The organism is Streptomyces sp. NPDC026301 (assembly GCF_055567935.1).
In genome coordinates, this window is sequence record NZ_JBVHPN010000007.1 from 245,747 (window position 1) to 263,623 (window position 17,877).

A 17,877-nucleotide genomic window follows, 5' to 3' on the forward strand; every position below is an offset into this window, starting at 1 on the left:
AGCGGCCTACTTCTCCGGGTCCTTGAGGCCGACCGAGACGAGGTCGATGCCGCCGGTGTACGCGTCCGACCGATAGGCGCCCGCGACGTTGGCGCCCGGCACGAAGAGGTACTTCTCGTAGGCGAGCGGCACGATCGGGGCCTGCGCCATGATCTGCTTGTCGAGCTCGCCGTACGCCTTGTTGGCGGCACTCACGTCCTTCATGGCCGCGATCTCGTCCATGCGCTTGTTGATCGCGGCGTTGTCGATCTGCGAGATGTTCGTGTTCGCGGTCGGGGTGATGTTGCGGCCGTCGAACAGCGGGGGCAGGAAGGTCGCGCCCGAAGGCCAGTCGGGACACCAGCCGGTCAGGGCCAGATCGTGCTGCTTCGATGTGCTGCCGATGACCTCGTAGAACGTCGAGGTGTCGATGTTGTTGATCTTCACCTTGATGTTCAGCGGCTTGAGCGCCTCCTGGATGGCGACCGAGATCGCCTGCTGTTGGGCCACCGGGCGGGTGTCCAGGGTGAGGGAGAACCCGCCGGAAAGACCCGCCTCGGCGAGCAGCTTCTTGGCCTTGGTCCTGCTGTGCGGGTAGCGGTCGTAGTCGGTGCGGCCGAGCATCTGCGGCGGCTGGATCGCGGTCCCCTTGGCGGCGAGCTGCTTGCCGCCCATCGCGGCGACGACCGAGCCCTTGTCGACGGCGTACGCGATGGCCTGACGCACCCTCAGGTCGGACAGGTGCTTGCGCGTGGTGTTCATGCCCAGGTACGTGGTGCAGCCGTTGGGCCCTGACAGGGTGCGCGCCTTCAACTGCGGCGTCTGCACGCGGGAGAGGGCCGCCGGCTGGATGCTCGCGGCGATGGCGTCGGCGTCCGCGCCCTGACCGGCGAGCATGCGCTCGTCGATGGTGGCGGCGTCGAGACCGAAGGTCCACTCGAAGGCGTCCGGCTTCGCCGCGCGGACCTTGTCCGTCGACGCCTTCCACTGCGGGTTGCGGACCAACTTGAGCGACGAGCCCTGGGTGTGGCTCGCCACCTTGTACGGGCCGGAGGCGATCGGCTTGGTGTCGAAGGCGTGCCCCGCGCCGGTCCCCTTGGGGAACGGGGTGAAGTTCGGCATGGTCAGCGCGCTCGGGAAGTCCGCGAAGGACTTCTTGAGGTGGAAGACGACCGTCCTGGAGTCCGGCGTCTCGATCGCGTCGAGGCCTCCGGACCGGTACGGCCCCTTGTAATCGGCGGGCGCCTTGATGAGCTGCTTCGGATACGGGGAGCCGCCCATCTCCGGGTCCCAGGCCCGCTCGATGCCGAACTTCACGGACGCGCTGTCGATGGGGGAGCCGTCCTCGAACTTCAGCCCGTCCTTGAGGTGGTACGTCCAGGTCTTGCCGTCGTCGGACGGGGTGCCCAGGTCGGTCGCCAGGTCCGGGACGACCTTGGTGCCCTTGGCACCGGGTCCGGCCCCGAAGGTGGTCAGGCCGCGGTAGATGAGCCGGTAGAAGTTGTTGACCCCGCCGTCGAACCCGAGCCCGGGATCGAGGTGGGAGAAGTCCGAGTTGGCCAGGAAGCGCACGGTGCCACCGGTGGCCGGCTTCCCGCCCCCGGGTCCGGCACCGGCGGACGAGGCGTTCGGCCCGCCGCCGCAGGCGGCCAGCATCAGCGTGCTGAGTACGGTCACGCCGGTGAGCGCGGTGGATCTCCTCATGGAGCATTCCTTCGGTCGACGATCTCGATGACTGTGCTTGTCTCGACGGCTGTGCTTATCTCGACGGATGTGGTCATCTCGACGGATGCGGTCAACGGGTCCTGACCCATACGCGCATGGCCTCGGCCCTGCGGTTGCCTCACAGGAAGTAGGGGACGAGAGTCACGGGAACCGTCAATGGCGGTTCGGAGGCGAGGAGTTGGCCGGTGATCTCCGGATACAGTTCCGGCGGCGCGGTGGGCGCGACGTCCGCCGTGACCCGGACGGCGACCTTTCCCGGCAGTCCCTCCGGCGCGGGCGCGAGTTCGGCGACGGCCAGCCGGTCGGCCGGGAGAACGAGGTCGTCCACCGGGGCGGGAGCGTCCTGCTGCTCGACGCAGTGGACGAGCGGACCGCGGGCGACGGCCACCGCGCCACGGGTCGCGTCCAGGTGCGGATGCGAGGCGTGGCCGCGTACCGGCATCGGCAGACGCAGCCGGAGCGTGTCGCCCTGGGCCCACTCCCGTTCGACGGTCAGCCAGCCGTCCTCGGCGGTGACGGGTTCGCCGTCGAGCGTGACGCCGCTGGCCCAGCCGGGGATCCGCAGGCTGATCGCGTAGGGGCGGCCGGGGGCGCGCTCGACGGTGAGGCGCACGTCGCCGTCCCACGGGTAGTCCGTGGTGACGCTCACCGCGAGGGCGTCCGTCTCGATGCACGCCTCGGCGTACTGGGCGACGAGCAGAGTGTCCGGGCGCTCGGCGGCCACGTAGTCGCCCAGCTGCGCCATCCACCGCACGATGTTGGGCGGGCAGCAGGGGCAGCCGAACCACGACCGGCGCAGCGCCGCACCGCCGGTCTCGGCGCCGCTGCGCTGCTCGTGGTCGGGGCGGCGCTGGAGCGGATTGTCGTAGAAGAACGCCGTCCCGTCGGCGGACAGGCCCACGGCGTAGGCGTTGAAGAGCACGCGCTCGAAGACGTCGAGGTACTTCGCGCCGCCGGTGGCGAGGAACATCCGCCAGGCCCACTGCATCAGGGCGATGGCCGCGCACGTCTCGCTGTACGAGCGCTCGGACGGCAGCTCGTACCGGTCGCCGATGGCCTCGTCGGAGTGCCGGCTGCCGAGCCCGCCCGTGAGGTAGAGCTTGGTGGCGACCATGTCGTCCCAGAGCCTGTCCAGAGTCTCGAACATGGTTCGGTCACCGGTCTCCAAAAAAAGGTCGGTCGCGCCGGCGGCCAGATACGCCATGCGGACCGCGTGCCCGGTGACCGTGGGGAGGTCGCGGAAGGGCAGGTGGTCCTGGAAGTACTCGGGCGGAAAGATGCTGTGCCGGAGGTTCCCGTGCCCGCGGCGGTCCACGAACAGGCGGGCTTGGGTGAGGTAGTCGCGGTTGCCGGTCTCCCGGTACAGCTCGACCAGGGCCATCTCCACCTCGGGGTGCCCGCAGATGCCCGCTTCGCCGCCCTCGCCGAAGCGGCGCACGACGAGGTCGGCGAAGCGCACGGCCACGGCGAGGAGTCGGTCGTCGCCCATACGGCGACGGGCCGCGACGGCGGCCTGGATCAGATGGCCGAGGTTGTAGAGCTCGTGCCCCCAGGCCAGGTCCTCCCAGGGCTTCTTGGTCGCCGCGGCGTCCTGGAGGAACGAGTTGAGGTAGCCGTCCTCGGCCTGGACCTGTTCGAGGAGGCCGACGACCTCGTCGAAGAACTCCCGGACGCCGGCGTCCGTCCGGCCCGCGCCGATCTCGTACGCCAGACCCTCCAGGGTCTTGTACAGGTCGGTGTCGAGGAACGGGTAACGCCCGCGATAGGGCGGAGGCTCCTCGGCCAGGAGGCGGCTCAGGTTGTCGAGATTTCCGGCCGCGCGCAGCTGCTCGATGGTGTGCGGAATCGTCGACCGCACATTGCGGTCCTGCCAGTGCCGGAGCAGTCCGCCCGTCAGGTGCACGGAGGAGAGCGGGGCAACGGCCCCCGCCTCGGTCCGTACGGCTCCCGCTCGGCCCCCTGAACGTGCTCTGGCCTGCTCCGGTGTCATGGGCTGCCCTCCAGTGATATGTGGCATTGCACTGTGCAATAGCACTGCGGTGCTGGGCTGACCTTAGGGGTGCGGTTCGAAGGACGGCAATGGTTGTTCCGTGGAATTTACGTGGGCGGTGGGAGGCGGAAGAAGTGGCTGGGGCGCCGGAGGGCCGGGCGCCGTGTGGAGCTGTGAACCTCTTGGCCGAGTAGGAGGAATGTGACATAGTACCGGCGTGACTAAGCAACTGACCTGCGATGTTGGGTCGTTGGGGCCGGAATGACGGGCGCCGCTTGTGCCCTGCACGCGGCCCGGGCCGGCCTGCGCGTCGCCCTGGTGGACTGCGGCCCGGTGGCCGGCGGCACGACCGGCGCGGGCGAGGGCAGGCATCGGAGGCTCGGCGCTCGCGCCTGGATACTGGTGGCACATCACATGGCATGGAAGGAAACCCGATGACCGCCCAGCGCACCAGCGCCAAGACCGCAGGCCCTGCTCTGCCCACCCTCGGGGGGACGCGGAGCAGCTACCGCGAGCGTGTTCTGGACGCGCTGCGCGCCGCGCTGATCGCCGGTGAACTGCGCCCGGGCGAGGTCTACTCCGCACCCGGACTCGCCGCGCGCTTCGGCGTCTCCGCGACGCCCGTGCGCGAGGCCATGCTCGACCTGACCAAGGAAGGCCTGGTCGACACGGTGCCCAACAAGGGCTTCCGGGTCACCGCCGTCTCCGACCAGCAGCTGGACGAGTACACGCACATCCGCGCCCTGATCGAGATCCCGACCACCGTCGGGCTCGCCTCCACGGCGGATCCCGACGCGCTGGAGGCGCTGCGGCCCATCGCCGACGAGATCGTGACCGCCGCGGCCGCCGGCGACCTCATCGCGTATGTCGAGGCGGACCTGCGGTTCCATCTCGGCCTGCTCGCCCTCGCGGGCAACGCGCACCTCGTCGAGGTCGTCAGCGATCTGCGCAGGCGATCCCGGCTGTACGGCCTCACGGCTCTCGTGGAGGAGGAGAAGTTGCAGGCCTCCGCCGAGGAACACGTGGAGATCCTCGACGCGCTGCTCTCCCGCGACGAGTCGGCCGTGCTTGAAGTGATGACCCGTCACATCGGCCACATCCGCGGGCTCTGGGCCGAGTAGCGACGGTAGCTCGGGGCACGGACCGATGGTCGCCGTGCCCCGCCCGCCGTGCGCCGCCGGGCTACGGCTCCATGTCGGCGCGTGCGGCCGCTGCCAGCACCGCGCCCCGTTCGGCGGGGGTGAGCCGGCCCGCCGCCTGCCACTCGTCCGCGACCGCCCGCACGGTGCGCAGGAACGCCGCCCGGTCCCGGAACGGTGCCTGCGCCCAGAGCCGGTCCAGGTACGTCGTCCCTTCGCCGTCCGCCCGGTTCGGCACCTCGGAGTCGGCCTTGCGGAAGGCGATGACCGGCTCAGAGCGGCGGAAGCAGGCGTGATACGCGGTCTCGTCGCCGATGTGGAAAGGGGCGAGGGTGCGGTCGTGTGTGGTGAAGTGCCCCGCTTCCCGTCCCTGCCGCACGACCGCCGACAGGTCGCCGTCGAGGGTGAGGTGCCGGTAGAAGGAGTACTCCAGCAGCTCGGTCGCCCGGTCCTGTGTCACCAGCAGCACCGGCCCGTGGAAGAGTGACTGCACCGTCGGGTCGTCGGGTGCGGCCTCGGTGCGCAGCGCGTACGGCATGCGGACGCGCACTACGTCCCCGGGCTTCCAGTTCCGGCGCAGGCTCGCATACGTCCCGGGGCGGGCGTCGAGGTCCTGGCGCACGCCGTTGACAGCGACGGAGAAGCCGCGGGTGGCCCAGTGCGGCACGCGCAGCTTCAGTTCCAGTGGGCCGCTGCCCTTGCGCACGGTCAGCACGCGGTCGCCTTCGTACGGGAAGTCGCTCTGCTGCGTGAGGACGAAGCCCTTCTCGGCCCAGTCCAGGGTGGCGGCGATGTACAGGTTGACGTACAGCGTCTCCCCGTCGGCGGAGCGGAGGAAGACCGTCTCCTGGTACTTGGTGTGGTTCTCCATCCCGGTGCCGCCGCAGCAGGTGCCGGTGTTGTCGAAGTCGCGGGTGACGCCGGGGCCCATCCCGATGAAGTAGGTGACTTCCGGGCTGTGGGTGGACGGCTGGTCCCGGCGGGAGGCGAGGATCTGGTTGGTCAGCGCCCGCTCGTAGTAGTCCATGTACGCGGGGTCGGGCTCGTGGAAGAAGAGGTATCGGCTGAGCTTCAGCATGTTGTACGCGGCGCACGTCTCGGCGTTCTTGGCATCGAGGGTGGCGGCGATCGCGTCGCGGGCGCGGAACATCTCGCTCTGCCCGGTACCGCCCAGCGCGTACGTGCGGGGTCCGACGACCATGCCCCAGAAGTTTCGCGCCGCCTTGAGGTATTCGGCGTCGCCGGTCTCGTCGTACAGCCTGACGTAGCCCGAGAATTGGGGGATGTGCTGGTTGGCGTGCTTGCCGTCGAGAATGTCGCGGTTCTCGGCGCAGGCGGCGAGCAGCGCGGTGTTGTCGAAGAGCCGGGCGGCGGCCAGGTGCTCGGGCTTGCCGGTCACGGTGGCCAGGTCGGTGAGGACCTCGTTCATCCCGCCGTACTCGCCCGCGATGTAGATCGCCCACATCTTCTCCAGCTGCTCGCGCGGCAGCCGGCTCAGCCGGCTGTGCACCCAGTCGCCCATGCCGGAGACGATCCGCAGCGCCTCCTGGCTGCCGCCGAGCACGTGGGCGTCGAGCAGCCCCCGCATGATCTTGTGGCAGGTGTAGTAGGGCGCCCAGATGGTGGGGTACTTGGTGTAGCTCTCCAGCAGGATGAACTGGGTCTCCGGGTACGCCGCCAGGTAGCCGGGGTGGCTCGGCGGGTCGTCGGAGGCGGCGAGGGCCGCCTGGCACTCGCCGAGGGCGGAGACAAGGTGGTCGAGCTTTTCCTTCAGCGCCGGCTCGCGGGTGCCGGCGTACGCCTGGGCGACGAAGGTGAGGAAGTGGCCGGCGTAGTGTCCGCGGAGGTTGCCGTCGGCGGTCTCCCAGCCGCCGGGCGGGTGGGCGCCGTACGTGTCGAGCCCGGCGTTGGCGCGGAACACCGCGAGGATCCGGTCGGCGGGGTAGGCGCGGGCGTATCTCAGCATCAGGTCGCGCTTGGCCTGGAAGACGCCGTCGCGGAGGGAGACTTGGTCGAGCCGGAAGGGGGTGACCCGCCAGGTCGCCGGGACGGGGAGCGGGTTCGCGGCGGTCCCGGCGGAGGCTCCGGCGGAGGCGGTGGCCGAGGCGGTGGCGGTCCAGGTGAGCTGTGGCAGCGCGGCAGCACTGGCCGCTGCGAGACTCAGCACTGTACGGCGTGACGGTGATCCGGTCATGGTGGTGCCTCTTTCGTTCAGTCGGTAAGGGGTTTCTCAGGCCGCCGGCTCGACCGTGACCCGGAGGCTGCCGGCGCGGGCCTCCTCGAATGAGAGGACCGCACCGGTGGACGGCTCGGTCCACGATGTGCCCGGCTGGAACGGGGCGTCGTCGAGGCGGTGGGCCGACTCGGGCGTCGCGTCCACGACCCGAATCGGTCCGTGGCCGGTCCGCACGCTGGTGTCGACGGTGTAGACGAGGGCGCCCGAGGTCAGGATCTCCCGGTCGTACCGGATGGCCTGACGGTTCTCGACCACGACGGCTTTCGTCTCCGAGACGGGCAGTACCACCATCGCGTGACCAGAGGGCTTGCCCGTCGTCGACTTCTCGACCGGGACGATGGTCGTGGTCGTGGTCGTGGTCGTGCTCGAGTCGAGCGGTGCGCAGGCCACTTGCCGGTCACCCAGCCAGCCGAGCTGCCAGCGGTGCCAGGCGAAGTACTCGGGCGCTTGACCGGAGATCAGGCCCATCAGGTCCCAGCCGCCCACGGCAGCATGCCAGTTGCCCGGGTCATCCGTCGGCGCCTCGAACAGGTACAGGTCGGGCAGCCCGAGTGAATGCCCGCTCTCGTGGGCGAGTACCAGGCCGCCCCACCGCCACTGGTCGTAGCCGAAGGTGATCGCATGCGTGATGTGGTGCTCATCGACCGTGACGTCGAGGTGGTTGGTGGTGGGGGAGTAGGTGATGTTCTTCGCCTGCTCGGTGGCGACCACCCAGACCACGTCGGTGTCGGAGAAGTCGAAGTCCGCGTCGGCGGCCTCGATCGCGTCCTCGATGTACCGGACGTGGTCCTCGTAGCTCAGGCCCCGTTCGAAGGGGTATGAGGTCGATGGCTCGGGCATGCGTACCCAGCGGTCGGAGCTCGTGACCTCGACATCCAGCTTGCCGCCCGAGACGTTCTCGAGGTACTCGACGCCGGAGCGCAGGTTCGACTCGGCCTTGAGCAGCGAACCGCGGGTGGCGGGGTGATCCTCGAAATCGACGAAGAGCATCGCCGACTTGAGCTTCCCGACGGCGGGCAGGGCCTGGTTGTCGACAGGGAAGCCGGAGCCCAGGTCGTCGGTCGCAGCGGGCAGCTTGCACCGCGCAGTGTTCGAAGCGGGTGCAGCGTGCGCGCGTTCACTGGCAGGCGGTGCTGCCCCGACGCCGGTGAAGAGGAGGGCGGCGATCGCTATCGAGGCGCTTCGTCTTCTACGCAAGGCTGTCTCCTGCTCTGAGGGGCGCGACGCGGGGTCGGGACATGCCTGATGATCCGAGTCCGTGACCTGCTGCCGGACTCACACAGCTCAATGGGTGACAGGTGACATGTGATATAGCACAGACCGTGAGGCGTCTGTAAACCCCCACGACGCGATCCGCAGCGGCGTGCCGCCCATGACCCGCCCGTCCGCGAGGCGACCTGACGGGACGTCAGAATGAGCCTCTGTCGTCGCCCTGGTGAGCTTCTTGCGGCAGGTCTGGGCAGTGACGGGGCCGAGGAAGGCGGCGGTCGCGCTGCGAGAGAGATCTACGCGGAGCGTTGACGCCCCTGCCCGTTCACCCTATCTTCGCGTTCGAAGTTATGGATAGCGTTCGATATCACGAACACGTGGGGCCATGGGCCCGCGCGACCGGACTCCTGAGGGGAGCGACGCGAGCCGCACCGAAGATCCCGCCGAGAGACGCCTCGCAGACCTCGGTCAAAGACGCGTGCTGAGGGAGAAGACGATGACAGAACAAGCCCCGCACACCCCCCTGGACAGACGGCACTTCATCGCGACGGCGGCCGGAGGCGCCGCGGCCGCGGTGCTCACCACGGCCGGCAGCGGTACGGCGCACGCGAGCACTCCGCGCGACGGCGTCGGGACGCAGCGGGCGGCGGTGCGGGACGGCGCGGTCCGGCCGTTCCCACTCGACGCCGTGACCCTGCTCCCGGGCGCCTTCCAGGACAACCAGGCGCGCAACACCGCCTACCTGCGTTTCGTCGACATCGATCGGCTGCTGCACACCTTCCGCCTCAACGTCGGTCTGCCGAGCGGCTCACAGCCGTGCGGCGGCTGGGAGGCCCCGAAAGTCGAGCTGCGCGGCCACAGCACCGGGCATCTGCTCTCCGGGCTCGCCCTCACCTACGCCCATACCGGGGACGAGGCGCTGCGCGACAAGGGCCGCAGGCTGGTCGCCGCGCTCGCCGAGTGCCAGGCCGCGTCGCCCCGGGCCGGATACGGCAAGGGCTATGTGTCGGCGTTCCCGGAGAGCTTCTTCGACCGGCTGGAGGCCGGCACCGAAGTCTGGGCGCCGTACTACACCATCCACAAGATCATGGCCGGGTTCGTCGACCAGTACCGGCTGGCGGGCAGCGAGCAGGCCCTCGACGTCGTGCTGCGCCAGGCCGCCTGGGTGGACGCGCGGACGGCAAAGCTGAGCTACGACCGGATGCAGCGCGTTCTGCAGACGGAGTTCGGCGGTATGAACGACGTCCTCGCCGACCTGCACGCGATCACCGGCGACACCAAGTGGCTGGAGGTCGCCGAGCGGTTCACCCACGCCCACGTCGTCGATCCCCTCGCGAGGAACGAGGACCGGCTCGCCGGACTCCACGCCAACACCCAGATACCGAAGATGGTCGGCGCAATCCGGCTCTGGGAGGAGGGGCTGAGCGACCGGTACCGCACCATCGCCGAGAACTTCTGGCAGATCGTCACCGACCACCACACATACGTCATCGGCGGCAACAGCAACGGTGAGGCGTTCCACGCACCGGACGCCATCGCCTCCCAGCTGTCCAATGGCTGTTGCGAGAACTGCAACACCTACAACATGCTCAAGCTCACGCGGCTGATGCACTTCCATGCGCCCGAACGCACCGACCTGCTCGACTACTACGAGCGCGCCTTGTTCAACCAGATGCTCGGGGAGCAGGACCCGGACTCCGAACACGGCTTCAATATCTACTACACCGGCCTGGCGCCGGGATCCTTCAAGCAGCAGCCGTCCTTCATGGGCAGCGACCCGAACGCCTACTCCACGGACTACGACAACTTCTCCTGCGACCACGGCACCGGCATGGAGACGCAGGCGAAGTTCGCGGACACCGTCTACACGCACCGCGCCGACAGCCTGCTCGTCAACCTCTTCATCCCGTCCGAGGTGACGTGGCGGGAGAAGGGCATCACCTGGCGGCAGACCACCGACTTCCCGGACCGGTCCTCGACCCTCCTCACCGTCGCCTCCGGGGAGGCGGAACACGAGCTGCGCATCCGCATCCCGTCCTGGGCCTCCGGCGCGCGGGTCAAACTGGACGGCCGGATGCTCCAGGACCGCCCGAAGCCCGGCAGCTGGCTGGTGCTGGACCGCCGGTGGCGGGCCGGGGACCGGGTGGAGGTGACGCTTCCGATGCGGCTGACGACCGAGCCGACGCCGGACGACCCGGATGTGCAGGCGGTGCTGTACGGGCCGGTGGTACTCGCCGGGGCGTACGGTGACCGCGGCGCGATGCGCATGCCACGGCTCGACCCGGAGACCGTGGAGAAGCAGACGGCCGTCCCGATGCGGTTCACCGCCCGCGCCGACGACGAGGCCGTCACCCTCCTGCCGATCGCGCGCGTGCACCATCAGCGCTACAACGTCTACTGGCTGACCGGCGAACCGCCGTCGCCCCCGCCCGCGTTCGCCGCCTGGTACCGCTTCGACGAGACCTCTGGGACGACGGCGGTCGACGCGACCGGCAACGACAAGGCCGCGCAGCTGGTGGGCGGCGCATCATGGGCCACCGGGAAGACAGGTGGCGCCGTGGCCCTGGACGGCGGGGGCGGGCATGTGCGGCTCGCGGAGGACATCCTCGTGGGAGCGTCCGCGTACTCCGTCGCGACCTGGGTCAAGCTCGACGGACAGCCGGCGACCTGGAGCAGGATCTTCGACTTCGGCACCGGCGCGACGGCCAACATGTTCCTGACCCCGTGCAGCGACGCGGGAACCCTGCGGTACGCCATCACCGTCGGAGGAGGCGGAACCGAGCAGCGCATCGACGCCGACCCGCTGCCGACGGGTGAGTGGGTGCACGTCGCCGTGGCATACGGGAAGGGGACGGCGGTGTTGTACGTGAACGGCCGCGAGGCGGGGCGCAACGAGAAGGTCACCGCCCAGCCGGACTGGTTCGGCAACCACATCCCCGCTGCCTACATCGGCAAGTCGCAGTACCCCGACCCGTACCTCAAGGCGGCGGTCGACGACTTCCGCGTATACGGGAAGACGCTGACAGCGGCCGAGATCGCAGCCCTGGCACAAGGCTGACGCTTCACCCGCCCCGGGTCGGCCGGATCCACCGCATCTGGCCGGCCCCGCCGCGGCGGGCGGCCTCAAGGGATACCGCGGTCGGTGAGGGCATGGGCCGCCGTAGTGAGGGCAGCGAGGTATAGAGGTATAGGAGGAGTCCGAGCGTCCGTCTCCTTCGTCTCGTCCATTCGTCCACTCGTCCCGCTGAGGCGTCCCTCTTGCCGCACAGCAGGCTCGGCGGAGAATCCGCCGGCGCCCGCGGGCAACTGATGTGCTCCATGTTGCGTCTCCCCCTCTGACGACCAGTGGCCGATGCCGCTGAACAGCGACTGCCGGCTGCCGTGCGCCACGCGCGGCACCCGCGGTCGTGACCAGGAGATCGAGTACCCTTCCCTGACGTGCGGCATCGCGCGTCAGGGGGCGGCCCGTACGAGGGCCCGATATGAGGTGGAGGAAGCCGCGTTGCACGTCCAGGAGTGGCTCGAGTCCGTACCGGCGGTGAGCGTCTACCTCCTGGTGGGGGTGGTCATCGGGCTGGAGAGCCTGGGCATTCCGCTGCCGGGCGAGATCGTTCTCGTCAGCGCGTCCCTGCTGGCCGCGACGCAGGACCACATCAACCCGGTCGTGCTGGGGCTGTGTGCGTCGGTCGGCGCGATCGTCGGCGACTCCATTGGGTACGTCATCGGCCGCAAGGGCGGCCAGCCACTGCTGGACTGGGCCGGGCGGAAATTCCCGCGCCACTTCGGGCCAGAGCACGTCGCGATGGCCGAAGCGAAGTTCGACAAGTGGGGCATGTGGGCGGTCTTCTTCGGACGGTTCATCGCCCTGCTGCGGATCTTCGCCGGACCGCTGTCGGGCGTGCTGAGGATGCCGTACTGGAAGTTCCTCATCGCGAACGTCCTCGGCGGCATCGTCTGGGCAGGCGGCACCACCGCGCTGATCTACAGCGTCGGCATCGTCGCGGAGCCCTGGCTGAAGCGCTTCTCCTGGCTGGGCCTGGTCGCCGCGCTCCTCTTCGGCCTCGGCTCGCTGGTCGTCATGAAGCGTCGGGCGGCCAAGGCCACCGCTGACCAGCAGGACCGTCAGCCGGCCGCCACGGCGGCCACGGACTGACCGCTGCCCGGATCACTCCGTGGCGTGCGTGGTCACCTTCGGCACGTGTCTCACGCGACGCCGGTGTCCGTCCCTCGTGATCTCCTCTTGTGATCTTCGCCCCAGTGAGGCGAGGCCCCGACGTGCGTCGCCTACGGTGCTCTCGGCGCAACACGATCAGCGACTGCCGTGCCGGTGTCCGCGTAGGCGTAGGCGTCGGTGTCAGTGTCGGTGACACCGACGTGGCACCCACACCGCCACTGATACGGCACTGACACCGTGTGCCGCCGCCCGGTACACGTACTTGACGACACGCGACGAGACACGTGACGACACGCGACGAGGAGACAGCGATGGCGGAACAGGCATTGATTTCCGGGGTCGGCGGGCCGGAGCCGAGGATCGCCCCCGAGGCGTTCACCGCTCCCACCTCCGTCGTACTCGGCGAGGTCACCATGGCTGCCGGTTCGAGCGTCTGGTACCAGAGCGTCCTGCGGGCCGACGGCGGCCCCATCGCGATCGGTGCCGAGAGCAACATCCAGGACAACTGCACCGTGCACGTCGACCCCGGCTTCCCGGTCACGGTCGGCGAGCGCGTGTCGGTCGGGCACAACGCGGTACTGCACGGCTGCACCATCGAGGACGACGTACTGGTCGGCATGGGCGCCACGGTCCTGAACGGCGCCCACATCGGCGCCGGCTCCCTCGTCGCCGCGCAGGCCCTGGTCCCGCAGGGGATGCAGGTGCCGCCCGGTTCGCTGGTTGCCGGAGTGCCGGCCAAGGTCAAGCGCGAGCTGACCGACGAAGAACGCGAGTCCATCAAGCTGAACGCCGCCGTCTACGTCGACCTGGCCATCCGCCACCGCCAGACGGTCCAGCCCGCCAACGACTCAACCAAGCCGACCCAGCCCGACGAGGCATAGCCGCCGTAGCTGTAGCCGTAGCCGCCGGTGACCGACTACCGACGCCGAGCCGCGGCTGAGCCGAAGCCGAGCTGCGCGTAGCGGGCACCGGGGCAGCAACAGGGGGCGGTGACGGGCGCCGAGCCGCGGCTCCAGCTGGGGCCCGGCCCGGACCCGATCCGCCGCCGGCACCAGCTGTACGGCTGCGACTGGCGCCCGCAATCCGGTTCGCCGCGTACGGCCCCGGCACCCGGGCACCCCCGGCGCCGGCCGCCGGTGCCCGAACGAGGCGCGGGCTGGTACCGCGGACCGGGGCCGGTACCGCGGACGGGCCGGCACTGCAGACCGGGCCGAGCGGGGCCCGGCAGGCGGAGCCGTCCCTCGCCGGGGAATCAGCCCGGCTGGCTGCTGTCCTTCAGCGTGCCCCAGCCGTGCCAGCGGTCGATCTCGATCCAGGCGCTGACCCGCTTGCGGTCCCGCTGTGGGTACTCCTTTCCCATGTAGTGCTGGGCCAGCCGGTCGATGTCGGCCAGGCCCTCGTCGTCACGCAGCTCGACGACGCGCCCGATGATGCTGATGTGCGTGTACCAGCTCTCCTCGTCGAGCACGGTGAGCGTCACCCGCGGGTCCTTACGCACATGGCTCAGCCGCTTACGGCCTTCGTCCATGTTGACCAGCACCCGTCCGTCGTCCCAGAGGTACCAGGTGGCCGTGGACACCGGCTGGCCGTCGGACCGGAGCGTGGTGATGACAGCCGGATTCGGCTTCCGCAGCATGGCGACAGCGGTCTCGGGAAGCGGCGGATTCGACATGGACTCTCCTCCTCGTTGTGCTTGCGTTCACGTCCCACGGCCCAGGCACCGCACGGGCGGTTCCAGACACGAGACGCACCTGCACCGTGCCACATCCCGCTCGTCGCATCCCGCACCCACCCCCTCAGCGTCTGCCCTATGGCCTAGCGACCTATCACTTCTCTGCCTGTCACACGATCACCTGCCACCCGCCATCTGCCACCTATCGCCAAGCACCGACCACCTACCGCCGACGCACCACACCTGACGCTCCGTCGGTCACAGACCACAATCCACAGGCCACAAGCCGCCTTCCACCGCCCACTGCCACCGACAATGTGCGGCTGCTGCCCTCCCCGACCGCTCACCCCTCCTTCGCGCCCAGGACCAGTACCTGGATGGCCAGGACCGCGGCGCCGCGGGCCCACTGGTGGAAGTCGGAGACCTTGGTTTCCATGGCGATGGGGTCCGCCAAGGGGTGCCGGTTGGCGGATATGGCCTCCTCGACGGCCGGACCGGCGACATCCCCGGACCAATCGCCAGATCAATCTGCTGTTCTCCCAGTGATGTTCTCCCAGTGAGGGAAGCCCTCTCACTCAGCGAAGGGACCCATCTCCATGACGTTCTCCCTCGGAATCGTCGGCGCCGGGCAATTCTCCGGGCAGTTCGCCACGCTCTTCCACGCCCATCCCGGAGTCGGCGAGGTGTACGTCACCGATCTGCTCCCCGAGCGCGCCGAGCACCTGGTCGCCGCCGAGGGCCTCGCCGGCACGTACTCCTCGTACGAGGACATGCTCGCGTCGGATGTGGACGCCGTAGCGATCTTCACCCAGCGCTGGACCCACGGCCCGCTCGTCGTACAGGGGCTGCGGGCGGGCAAGCATGTGTACTCCGCAGTCCCGATGGCGGTGAGCGAGGAGGAGATCGCCGCCATCATCGACGCGGTCCGCGAGACCGGCCTGACGTACATGATGGGTGAGACCAGCCAGTACAACCCGGCCACCGTCTACGCCCGGAACCAGCTGGCGGACGACGCCTTCGGCCGGCTCTTCTACGCCGAGGGCGACTACGTCCACGACATGGACCTCGGCTTTTACGAGGCGTACCAGTACAGCGGCGGCGAGAACTGGAAGGCCACCGCCAGCTACCCGCCGCTGCTCTACCCGACCCACTCCGTCGGCGGCGTGCTCGGCGCGTGGCGGACGCATGCCGTGAGCGTCTCGGCCATCGGCGTCACGGACAACCGGGGGGACGGGGTGTTCGACAAGGGGGTGAGCCAGTTCGGTAACGACATGTCCAATGCGACGGCGCTGTTCGAGGTCGCGGGTGGCGGTGCGTTCCGTACAAACGAGTTCCGGAGGGTGGGCTACCCCTCCCACATAAGGGAGTCGCGCTTCCGGTTCTTCGGTACCGACGGCAGCATGGAGCAGCTCGCCGCGGTGAGCTGCTGGCAGGACAAGAAGGGGGTCAAGGACATCACCGAGCTCCTGCAGCCCAAGCCCACCCTGTCGCCCAACGACCCGTCGCTGCGCCACGTCGCACCCGCGCTGCGCGACGCGTTCACGTCAGGCTCGGCGCCCGTGCACGACCGGTCCCGGCTGCCGCGGGAGTTCGATCACATGCACAACGGTCATGAGGGGAGCCACCACTTCCTGGTCGACGACTTCGTCACCGCCGTCAACACCCGCATGCTGCCCTCCGTGAATGCCTGGGTCGCCGCCCGCTACACCCTGCCGGGCATCGTCGCCCATAAGTCGGCGCAGCGGGGCGGGGAGCGGCTGCCGGTACCGGACTTCGGGGACGCGCCGGAAGAGGTGTGAGGGGGAGAGGCCGCAAAGCTAGAGACGGAGGCGGAGGCGGAGGCGGAGATGTGAGGGTCGGGCCGGACCTGTCGAGCGAAGGGGGGCTTCCGGATGTACCGGTCCTGGTAGGGGGCGGGATGTGGTGGGCGGATGTCGGGGCCATGGGGTGAAGATCACAGCTCGGGGCGGGGTGCGTCGGTCTTACTGGTGAGTACGGTGAGCGGGTGCGTGCGAAGAAGAACGTGTTCTCATCTGTCGGGGCCTGGCGGCGCCGGGCCGCGTCGTGGGCCGTACACCGGGGTACGCGTTGGGTCCAGGAGGCCGGCGCGGTGACGGCCGAGCGGCCCGGGCCGTACCGTTTCCGCCGTATCGGGGGCGGTACCCGGCTCGCCTACCCCCAGGGCACGGTCTTCGGTGAGCAGTGGATCGAGTTGGGCGAGTACTGCATCATCGGCGAGCAGGTCACGCTGACCGCCGGAATGATGCCGGGGCTCGATCTCGGCCCGCACTCGGTGCTGCGGCTGGGCAATGGCGTCGTACTCGGCCGGGGCAGCCACGTCGTCGCCTCGCAGACGGTCACCATCGGCGACGAGGTCTATTGCGGCCCGTACGTCTACATCACCAGCGACAATCATTCGTACGACGATCCGGCGCAGCCGGTGGGCAAGCAGTGGCCGCGGACCGCGCCCGTCGAGATCGGCAGCGGGTCCTGGCTGGGTGCGGGCGCGGTGATCCTGCCGGGCGCGCGGCTGGGTCGGAACGTCGTGGTCGCGGCGGGCGCGGTCGTACGCGGTGAAGTGCCCGACCACGCCGTGGTCGCCGGGGCGCCCGCCAAGGTCGTCCGCACCTGGGATCCGGCGGCGGGCTGGCAGCCTCCGTTGCGTACGCCGCCGCCGGTACCGATCCCCGAGGGCGTCACCCCGGATCAGCTGCTGGCGCTGGCGGAGTCGGGGACCGACAGGCCCAGTGGGCACGGTCCGTACGGCGAGACCGGCGGCGCCGGCATCGTCAGTGAGGCCGGACGTGGACAGTAAGGCCGGCCAACCGCCGCTCCAACCACCGCTCCAACCACCGCTCCAACCGTCTCAATCACCTCACCCGCTGGAAGCAAGCAGAACCGTCCCCGCGAGGGCCAGTGAGGCGCCTGCTGTTTGGACGGCACGCAGCCGCTCCTTGAGTACGCCCATCGCGGCGACCGCGGTGACGACGGGGTAGAGCGAGGCGAGTACGGCGGCGATGGTGACCGGGCCGCTCTGCGTGGCGATGGCGTATGTGCCGTTGGCCGCGACGTCGGCGATGCCGACGAACGCCAGTGCCGGGAGCGCGGCGCGGATGACGGCCATACCGCCTTCGGGCAGTGCGGGTGTGCCGCGCCGGACCGCCACGTACAGGGCCGCGCCACCGACCGCGACGTTGCACACGCGCTGCACGAACAGGGCGAGGAAGAGCCCGGTCACGGTCGTGGACGCCTCGGAGATGAAGGCCATCACCGCGCCGAAACCGAATGCTGCGATGAGGGTCAGGACGACGGCCTCGCGCTTGACCGAACCGCCGCCGCGCTGCGGTCCGCCGGCCAGTACCACGCCGATGACGGCCACCGCCATACCTGCGATCTGCACCAGGCCCGGGCGTTCGCCGGCTATGAAGCCCACGCCGAGCGGCACGAGGACCGTGCCGAGTGAGGCGAGCGGCGAGACCACGCCCATTGGGCCGAGCGCGAGCGCGCGGTAGAAGCACAGCATGGCCGCCGGGCCGACGACGCCGGCCGCGACGGCGAACCACAGCTGCGGCGTCGCCGCGTGCCAGGCGCCGGTGGCGACGACGATCGCGCCGAGCACCGTCGCGGCGATCACCTGCGAGACTACCACGACGGTCAGTGCCTGCATGCGTCGGGTGAGCAGCCCGCCGCCGAAGTCGGCGGCTCCCCACAGAAAACTGCTGGCCAGAGCGAATACCGCGGTCATGGTGTCAG

The 17,877-nt window shown here is 69.6% G+C and carries 12 protein-coding genes and 2 pseudogenes; 7 read left to right on the forward strand and 7 right to left on the reverse strand.

Annotated elements, in window-relative coordinates; all coding sequences use genetic code 11:
* Window positions 1-6 precede the first annotated feature (6 nt).
* Window positions 7-1,683, reverse strand: coding sequence for an ABC transporter substrate-binding protein (locus ACZ4MH_RS14620; protein WP_351586114.1), 1,677 nt, complete (start codon window positions 1,681-1,683; stop codon window positions 7-9).
* Between the two features lie 139 nt (window positions 1,684-1,822).
* Complete coding sequence (locus ACZ4MH_RS14625; RefSeq protein ID WP_351586116.1) at window positions 1,823-3,607, reverse strand: glycoside hydrolase family 127 protein; 1,785 nt, start codon at window positions 3,605-3,607, stop codon at window positions 1,823-1,825.
* A gap of 304 nt (window positions 3,608-3,911) precedes the next feature.
* Between ACZ4MH_RS14625 and ACZ4MH_RS14630 the strand changes: the two are divergent.
* Window positions 3,912-4,060, forward strand: a pseudogene (locus tag ACZ4MH_RS14630) (FAD-dependent oxidoreductase); the annotation flags it as partial.
* Between the two features lie 68 nt (window positions 4,061-4,128).
* Window positions 4,129-4,815 carry a GntR family transcriptional regulator gene (locus ACZ4MH_RS14635; protein WP_351586118.1) on the forward strand — a complete coding sequence of 229 codons (687 nt, stop codon included), beginning with the start codon at window positions 4,129-4,131 and terminating at the stop codon, window positions 4,813-4,815.
* A gap of 61 nt (window positions 4,816-4,876) precedes the next feature.
* On the opposite strand, the gene ACZ4MH_RS14640 is transcribed toward ACZ4MH_RS14635, so the two are convergent.
* The gene (locus tag ACZ4MH_RS14640; protein ID WP_351586120.1) at window positions 4,877-7,027 is read right to left on the reverse strand and encodes a glycoside hydrolase family 127 protein; all 2,151 of its coding nucleotides are present in this window, start codon (window positions 7,025-7,027) and stop codon (window positions 4,877-4,879) included.
* 36 nt (window positions 7,028-7,063) lie between these two features.
* Window positions 7,064-8,266 (reverse strand): M6 family metalloprotease domain-containing protein, encoded by a 1,203-nt coding sequence (locus ACZ4MH_RS14645; protein ID WP_351586122.1) that lies wholly within the window; start codon window positions 8,264-8,266, stop codon window positions 7,064-7,066.
* 508 nt (window positions 8,267-8,774) lie between these two features.
* On the opposite strand from ACZ4MH_RS14645, the gene ACZ4MH_RS14650 reads away from it, so the two are divergent.
* The 3 genes from ACZ4MH_RS14650 (at window position 8,775) to ACZ4MH_RS14660 (ending at window position 13,333) form a co-directional block, all read left to right on the forward strand.
* Window positions 8,775-11,336, forward strand: coding sequence for a beta-L-arabinofuranosidase domain-containing protein (locus tag ACZ4MH_RS14650; RefSeq protein WP_351586124.1), 2,562 nt, complete (start codon window positions 8,775-8,777; stop codon window positions 11,334-11,336).
* A gap of 444 nt (window positions 11,337-11,780) precedes the next feature.
* The gene (locus tag ACZ4MH_RS14655; protein WP_351586198.1) at window positions 11,781-12,431 is read left to right on the forward strand and encodes a DedA family protein; all 651 of its coding nucleotides are present in this window, start codon (window positions 11,781-11,783) and stop codon (window positions 12,429-12,431) included.
* 332 nt (window positions 12,432-12,763) lie between these two features.
* Window positions 12,764-13,333 carry a gamma carbonic anhydrase family protein gene (locus ACZ4MH_RS14660; protein ID WP_351586126.1) on the forward strand — a complete coding sequence of 190 codons (570 nt, stop codon included), beginning with the start codon at window positions 12,764-12,766 and terminating at the stop codon, window positions 13,331-13,333.
* Between the two features lie 371 nt (window positions 13,334-13,704).
* Here the strand turns inward: ACZ4MH_RS14660 and ACZ4MH_RS14665 are convergent, their stop codons facing one another.
* On the reverse strand, window positions 13,705-14,124 hold the full coding sequence (locus ACZ4MH_RS14665; protein ID WP_351586128.1) for a PPOX class F420-dependent oxidoreductase: 420 nt from the start codon (window positions 14,122-14,124) through the stop codon (window positions 13,705-13,707).
* Between the two features lie 343 nt (window positions 14,125-14,467).
* Window positions 14,468-14,629: pseudogene (locus ACZ4MH_RS14670) on the reverse strand (MarR family transcriptional regulator); the annotation flags it as partial.
* A gap of 91 nt (window positions 14,630-14,720) precedes the next feature.
* Here ACZ4MH_RS14670 and ACZ4MH_RS14675 point away from each other — a divergent pair.
* Both ACZ4MH_RS14675 and ACZ4MH_RS14680 read left to right on the forward strand, forming a co-directional pair.
* Entirely contained in the window at window positions 14,721-15,923 is a 1,203-nt protein-coding gene (locus ACZ4MH_RS14675; protein ID WP_351586130.1) for a Gfo/Idh/MocA family protein, read from the forward strand.
* Between the two features lie 206 nt (window positions 15,924-16,129).
* Window positions 16,130-16,939 carry an acyltransferase gene (locus ACZ4MH_RS14680; RefSeq protein ID WP_351586132.1) on the forward strand — a complete coding sequence of 270 codons (810 nt, stop codon included), beginning with the start codon at window positions 16,130-16,132 and terminating at the stop codon, window positions 16,937-16,939.
* A 60-nt stretch (window positions 16,940-16,999) separates the two neighbouring features.
* Here the strand turns inward: ACZ4MH_RS14680 and ACZ4MH_RS14685 are convergent, their stop codons facing one another.
* The gene (locus ACZ4MH_RS14685) at window positions 17,000-17,869 is read right to left on the reverse strand and encodes a DMT family transporter (RefSeq protein ID WP_351586134.1); all 870 of its coding nucleotides are present in this window, start codon (window positions 17,867-17,869) and stop codon (window positions 17,000-17,002) included.
* Between the last annotated feature and the right edge of the window lie 8 nt (window positions 17,870-17,877).